This is a genomic window from Streptomyces sp. NPDC059398, assembly GCF_042751845.1.
In the GTDB taxonomy this organism is placed as follows: Bacteria; Actinomycetota; Actinomycetes; order Streptomycetales; family Streptomycetaceae; genus Streptomyces.
The window spans coordinates 1-6,577 of the sequence record NZ_JBHYWP010000025.1 but is presented as its reverse complement, the minus strand read 5'-3'; the positions used below and the strand labels follow the sequence as shown (position 1 = coordinate 6,577).

General features: G+C 67.8%; 4 protein-coding genes. All 4 read right to left on the bottom strand.

Annotated elements, in window-relative coordinates; genetic code table 11:
* Positions 1-113: 113 nt before the first annotated feature.
* The 4 genes from rpoB to ACFXBC_RS11965 all read right to left on the bottom strand — a co-directional run bounded on the left by rpoB (position 114) and on the right by ACFXBC_RS11965 (position 6,379).
* The gene (gene rpoB, locus ACFXBC_RS11980; protein ID WP_385022188.1) at positions 114-3,596 is read right to left on the bottom strand and encodes a DNA-directed RNA polymerase subunit beta; all 3,483 of its coding nucleotides are present in this window, start codon (positions 3,594-3,596) and stop codon (positions 114-116) included.
* 551 nt (positions 3,597-4,147) lie between these two features.
* Positions 4,148-4,534 carry a 50S ribosomal protein L7/L12 gene (gene rplL / locus ACFXBC_RS11975; RefSeq protein ID WP_385022185.1) on the bottom strand — a complete coding sequence of 129 codons (387 nt, stop codon included), beginning with the start codon at positions 4,532-4,534 and terminating at the stop codon, positions 4,148-4,150.
* An 81-nt stretch (positions 4,535-4,615) separates the two neighbouring features.
* Positions 4,616-5,173 (bottom strand): 50S ribosomal protein L10, encoded by a 558-nt coding sequence (gene rplJ, locus ACFXBC_RS11970; protein WP_164264064.1) that lies wholly within the window; start codon positions 5,171-5,173, stop codon positions 4,616-4,618.
* A 267-nt stretch (positions 5,174-5,440) separates the two neighbouring features.
* Entirely contained in the window at positions 5,441-6,379 is a 939-nt protein-coding gene (locus tag ACFXBC_RS11965) for a hypothetical protein (RefSeq protein WP_385022181.1), read from the bottom strand.
* Positions 6,380-6,577: the final 198 nt, after the last annotated feature.

The window sequence follows — 6,577 nt, the reverse complement described above, 5'->3', positions numbered from 1 at the left end:
TGTTGGGGGGTTCCCCGCCCCGCGCGTCCCCCAAAAAACGGGCCAATAAACAATGGGTCTCACGGGGGGGGGGCCCCCCCGCCCCCCCCCGCGGGGGGGGGCCGCCCAACCCGTCAGACCTCTTCGACGCTGCTCGGCTCTCGCCGGGACAGGTCGATACCGAGCTCCTCCGCTGCACGGAAGACGTCCTCGTCCGTGTCGCGCATCTCGATGGACATACCGTCCGAGGACAGCACCTCCACGTTGAGGCAGAGCGACTGCATCTCCTTGATGAGCACCTTGAAGGACTCGGGAATGCCGGGCTCGGGGATGTTCTCGCCCTTGACGATGGCCTCGTAGACCTTCACGCGGCCGGTCACGTCGTCGGACTTGATCGTCAGCAGCTCCTGGAGGGCGTAGGCGGCGCCGTATGCCTCCAGCGCCCACACCTCCATCTCACCGAAGCGCTGTCCACCGAACTGAGCCTTACCACCCAGCGGCTGCTGGGTGATCATCGAGTACGGGCCGGTCGAACGCGCGTGCAGCTTGTCGTCGACCAGGTGGTGGAGCTTGAGGATGTACATGTACCCGACCGAGACCGGGTCCGGGAACGGCTCGCCGGAGCGGCCGTCGAACATCCGGGCCTTGCCGGACGGGAGGACCATGCGGTCACCGTCGCGGTTCGGGATGGTGGACTCGAAGAGACCGGAGATCTCGTCCTCGCGCGCACCGTCGAAGACCGGGGTGGCGACGTTGGTGCCGGGGGCGACGTGGTCGGCGCCGATGGACTTGAGGCGCTCCATCCACTCCTCGTTGCCCTCGACCTTCCAGCCCTGGCTGGCGAGCCAGCCGAGGTGGATCTCCAGGACCTGGCCCGGGTTCATCCGGGACGGGACACCCAGCGGGTTGAGGATGATGTCGACCGGGGTGCCGTCCTCCAGGAACGGCATGTCCTCGATCGGCAGGATCTTCGAGATGACGCCCTTGTTGCCGTGACGGCCGGCGAGCTTGTCACCGTCGGTGATCTTGCGCTTCTGCGCGACGTAGACGCGGACCAGCTGGTTCACGCCGGGCGGCAGCTCGTCGCCCTCTTCGCGGTCGAAGACGCGGACGCCGATGACCTTGCCGATCTCGCCGTGCGGCACCTTCAGCGAGGTGTCGCGCACTTCGCGCGCCTTCTCACCGAAGATCGCACGGAGCAGACGCTCCTCCGGGGTGAGCTCGGTCTCGCCCTTGGGCGTGACCTTGCCGACCAGGATGTCGCCGGCGACGACGTCGGCACCGATACGGATGATGCCGCGCTCATCGAGGTCGGCGAGGACCTCTTCGGAGACGTTCGGGATGTCCCGGGTGATCTCCTCCGGGCCGAGCTTGGTGTCACGGGCGTCGACCTCGTGCTCCTCGATGTGGATCGAGGAGAGGACGTCGTCCTGGACGAGGCGCTGCGACAGGATGATCGCGTCCTCGTAGTTGTGACCCTCCCACGGCATGAAGGCGACAAGGAGGTTCTTGCCGAGCGCCATCTCGCCGTTCTCGGTCGCCGGACCGTCGGCCAGCACCTGGGCCTCGATCACCCGGTCGCCCTCGTTGACGACGACCTTCTGGTTGACCGATGTGCCCTGGTTCGAGCGGGAGAACTTGGCGATCCGGTACGTGGAGTACGTGCCGTCGTCGTTGGCGATGGTGACGTAGTCCGCGGATACCTCCTGGACCACACCGTCCTTCTCCGCCTTGAGGACGTCACCGGCGTCGACCGCGCAGCGGTACTCCATGCCGGTGCCGACCAGCGGCGCCTCGGACTGGATGAGCGGCACGGCCTGACGCATCATGTTCGCGCCCATGAGGGCACGGTTGGCGTCGTCGTGCTCCAGGAACGGGATCATCGCGGTCGCGACCGACACCATCTGGCGCGGCGAGACGTCCATGTAGTCGACGTCGTCGCCGGGGATGTAGTCGACCTCGCCGCCACGGCGGCGGACCAGGACGCGCGGCTCGGTGAACCGCATGTCGTCGGAGAGCGTCGCGTTGGCCTGGGCGATGACGAAGCGGTCTTCCTCGTCGGCCGTCAGGTAGTCGACGTCGTCGGTGACGACACCGTCGACTACCTTGCGGTACGGCGTCTCGACGAAGCCGAACGCGTTGACCCGGCCGTAGGAGGCGAGCGAACCGATCAGACCGATGTTCGGGCCTTCGGGCGTCTCGATCGGGCACATGCGTCCGTAGTGGGACGGGTGCACGTCACGGACCTCGAAGCCGGCCCGCTCACGGGAGAGACCACCCGGGCCAAGAGCCGACAGGCGGCGCTTGTGGGTGAGACCCGACAGCGGGTTGTTCTGGTCCATGAACTGGGACAGCTGGCTGGTGCCGAAGAACTCCTTGATGGAGGCGACGACCGGCCGGATGTTGATCAGGGTCTGCGGCGTGATCGCCTCGACGTCCTGGGTCGTCATGCGCTCACGCACGACGCGCTCCATCCGGGCCAGGCCGGTACGGACCTGGTTCTGGATGAGCTCGCCGACGTTGCGCAGACGGCGGTTGCCGAAGTGGTCGATGTCGTCGGTCTCGACGACGATCTGGCGGCCGGACTCGCCCACCGTCTCGGTCTCGCCTGCGTGCAGCTTGACCAGGTACTTGATGGTGGCGATGACGTCGTCGCTGGTGAGCACACCGGCGTCGAGCGGCTCGTCGGCGCCGAGCTTCTTGTTCACCTTGTAGCGGCCGACCTTCGCGAGGTCGTAGCGCTTCGGGTTGAAGTAGAGGTTCTCCAGCAGCGTCTGAGCGGCCTCGCGCGTGGGCGGCTCGCCCGGACGCAGCTTGCGGTAGATGTCGAGCAGTGCGTCGTCCTGGCCCTGGGTGTGGTCCTTCTCCAGGGTGGCGCGCATCGACTCGTACTCGCCGAACTCCTCCAGGATCTGCTCGGTGGTCCAGCCGAGCGCCTTGAGCAGGACGGTGACGGACTGCTTGCGCTTGCGGTCGATGCGGACACCGACCATGTCGCGCTTGTCGATCTCCATCTCCAGCCAGGCACCCCGGGACGGGATGATCTTGGCCGAGAAGATGTCCTTGTCGGACGTCTTGTCGATGGAGGAGTCGAAGTAGACACCGGGCGAGCGGACCAGCTGGGACACCACGACACGCTCGGTGCCGTTGATGACGAAGGTGCCCTTGTTGGTCATGAGCGGGAAGTCGCCCATGAAGACCGTCTGAGACTTGATCTCACCGGTCTCGTTGTTGGTGAACTCGGCCGTGACGAAGAGCGGGGCGGCGAACGTGAAGTCGCGGTCCTTGCACTCGTCGATCGAGTTCTTCGGGGGCTCGAAACGGTGGTCGCGGAACGTCAGCGACATCGACCCCGAGAAGTCCTCGATCGGCGAGATCTCTTCGAAGATCTCTTCCAGACCGGACTTGGTGGGAACGTCCTGTCCGCTCTCGAGAGCGGCCTCGACGCGACCCTTCCAGGCGGCATTTCCGAGCAGCCAGTCAAAGCTCTCGGTCTGCAGCGCAAGAAGGTTCGGAACCTCAAGGGGCTCCCTGATCTTTGCAAAGGAGATGCGCAGCGGGGCGGTGCTGGCGCCGTTGTTCGTATTGGAGGTCGAGGCGTTGCGCGAGGCGGCCAAGAGGGGGTCCTTCCGAGGGCTCGGACTCACTACGCGCGTACCGGTCCCAAGCGGGGCACAGAGGAAGACATCCCAGGTCAGGGAGGGCAGTCATCGATGCTCAAGCGTGGGCATGCCCCTGGTGACGGGCAGGAGGCAGCTAACAGGCAGCGCAAAGGGTCAGTGTAGCCACTGGGCTCACTGATGTCCAGAGCGGGTTCTGGGAGACCCTCATTCTTCTTCTCAACACCTGCGTCAAAGCTTCCCTCTTCGCCGCCGATCCATGCCTCGGATACGGATCGATGTGACGACGCGTCCTGAGAATTGCGCGCTCCGTGCGGTTCGTCAAGGCCCCCCACCCCTCGGGGGTCGCCGTCGGCCACGCTGCGGGAGCGAGAGGGGGCACCAGGCCCGGCGCGCAACGAAGATCACCATACTCGCCACGGCGGGAAGAGCAAGGCAGGCGGGAGGGGCGTCAGGCACGCGGAAGGGCGACCACCCGGATGGGTGATCGCCCTTCGCTGTGCGGTGTACGCCGATGACGTACGAGGGAGTCCGGAGACTCCCGGGAATTACTTGACCTCGACCGAGGCGCCGGCGCCCTTGAGGGACTCGGCGGCCTTGTCAGCGGCCTCCTTGGCGACCTTCTCGAGGACGGGCTTCGGGGCGCCGTCCACGAGGTCCTTGGCCTCCTTGAGACCCAGCGAGGTCAGCTCACGCACGACCTTGATGACCTGGATCTTCTTGTCGCCGGCACCGGTGAGGATGACGTCGAACTCGTCCTGCTCCTCGACGGCCTCGGCGGCACCGGCGGCGGCACCACCGGCGGCGGCAACGGCGACCGGGGCGGCAGCCTTGACGTCGAACTTCTCCTCGAAGGCCTTCACGAACTCGGAGAGCTCGATGAGGGTCAGGGTCTCGAACTGCTCGAGCAGCTCGTCCTGGGACAGCTTCGCCATGATGGCGTCCTTCCACTTTTTCGGCAGGTGCCGGGTGTATATGACGGCGGGCGTACGGGCCCGCTGCGACGCGAAGCCGAATTACTCGGCGTCGGCCTCGGCGGGAGCCGGCGTACCGGCACCGCCCTGCTCGACCTTGGCGCGAAGGGCGTCCGCGGTACGGACGAACTCCGACAGCGGGGCCTGGAAAGTCGCCGCGGCCTTGGCCATCGACGCCTTGATTCCACCGGCCACCTTGGCGAGCAGAACCTCGCGGGACTCGAGGTCCGCGAGCTTCTTGAACTCATCCGCGGACAGCGCCTTGCCATCAAGGACACCGCCCTTGATGACGAGGTTGGGGTTCTCCTTGGCGAAGTCACGAAGACCCTTCGCCGACTCCACCGGGTCACCGGTGACGAAGGCAACCGCCGTCGGACCTGCGAACAGGTCGTCCAGCGTGTTGATCCCGGCCTCGTTGGCCGCGATCTTGGTCAGCGTGTTCTTCACCACGGCGTACTGGGCGTTCTCACCGAGCGAACGGCGCAGCTGCTTGAGCTGGGCCACGGTGAGACCCCGGTACTCGGTCAGCACAGCGGCGTTCGAGCTGCGGAACTTGTCCGCCAGCTCGGCTACCGCGGCAGCCTTGTCGGGCCTTGCCATAGAGCGTCGGCCTCCTTCCGGGTGATGAGGACCGCTCAGAAGGGGCTGGACAGACGAAACGCCCCGGCACAGGTGCACGGGGCGCGCGCTCGACCGGACGGATCCGGGAGCACTTCCACGATCACCTACGCGAGTCGCCCGCTTCCAGCGGATCCTTCGGCCACCGCGCCCTCTTACGAGCACACGGCAACGACCAGCGGTCTTTGGCTTCCTCGGAAGAGTACGTGAACGGGGGCACGCCGAGCAAATCCGTTCCCCGGCAGCGGATTAGGCACCCGGCGCGGGGGTAGAGACCGGCGTCTTCAGCAGGTCGGTGAAGTCCGTGGTGTCACCCGCGGGCGGTGCGTCGGCGCGTACCGCCGTGCCGTAGTCGGAGTAGTACACGGTGGAGCTGTACGTCCCGGTCTTCAGCCTGCCACGCTCCGTCTTCTTGACCAGCAGGTCGTTCCGGTCCACCCAGATGTCGACCGTCTCGGTGCTGATCCCGGCAGCGGTGAGCTGGGCCCTGACCGCCTTCAGTGCGGCCGGGGTGAGCGCCGAGTCCCGCTCGGTCAGCGCGGCGACGTCGAGCGTGCCCGAGTAGTGCGTGGCCGGCACCCCCCGGATGTCGGTCTGCCCGGCCCGGTGCACGTCACCCGAGGCCAGCAGCGCCTTCACACCCTGGTCGGGGGCGGCCTTCCGCATCTGGTCGCGCAGTGCGGCGCCGGAGGGCCCCATCAGCCGGGTGAGGTCCGCGTAGCCGTATCTGATCCAGCGCCTGCCGCCCGTCCTCGCGGCGAAGCCGGGACCCATGTCGGCGTAGTAGGCGTCGCGCCGGTAGCGGGCCCTGACGGTGCTGCCCGCGCCTGCCTGCCGCAGTGTGTCCGCCAGGGCGCCACCGGTGTACGTGATGTCCAGGGAGCCGGTGACTGAGCCGTCCCACGCCATGGTGCCCGTCATCCGGGTGGAGATCCCCGGGCCCAGGACGGCCGTCCCCTCGACCCTGGCGGACCGGGCGCGGCCGGTGCTCCGGTCGACTGCCTGAAGCGCGGTGACGGGGCGCGGTACGGAGCCCCGTGCGGCCGTACGCCCCGGCGACGCCGGGCCTGCGCTCGTACCGCCCGCGCCGGCGCCCGTACCCCCGCCCGTCGAGCAGCCTGCCAGCGCGGCCAGTGCCAGCGCCGTCACAGCCGCCGAGCGCCGCCACCGTACCGTCGTGCCGCCCATGAAGTGCCCGCCCCTCAGGTCCCGTTGGCCGTACGGACCATTCTGCCGGGGCGGCGGGGCGGCGTCCGGCGAAGACCGGAAGAGCGGCAACGGGGCCGGCACGACGAAGCCCGGGGCCCCCCCACCCGAGTGGTGAGAGGGGCCGCGCCACCAGCGCGCGCCCACGGAGGCGGCCCCCCCCCCCCCCCCCACCCCCCG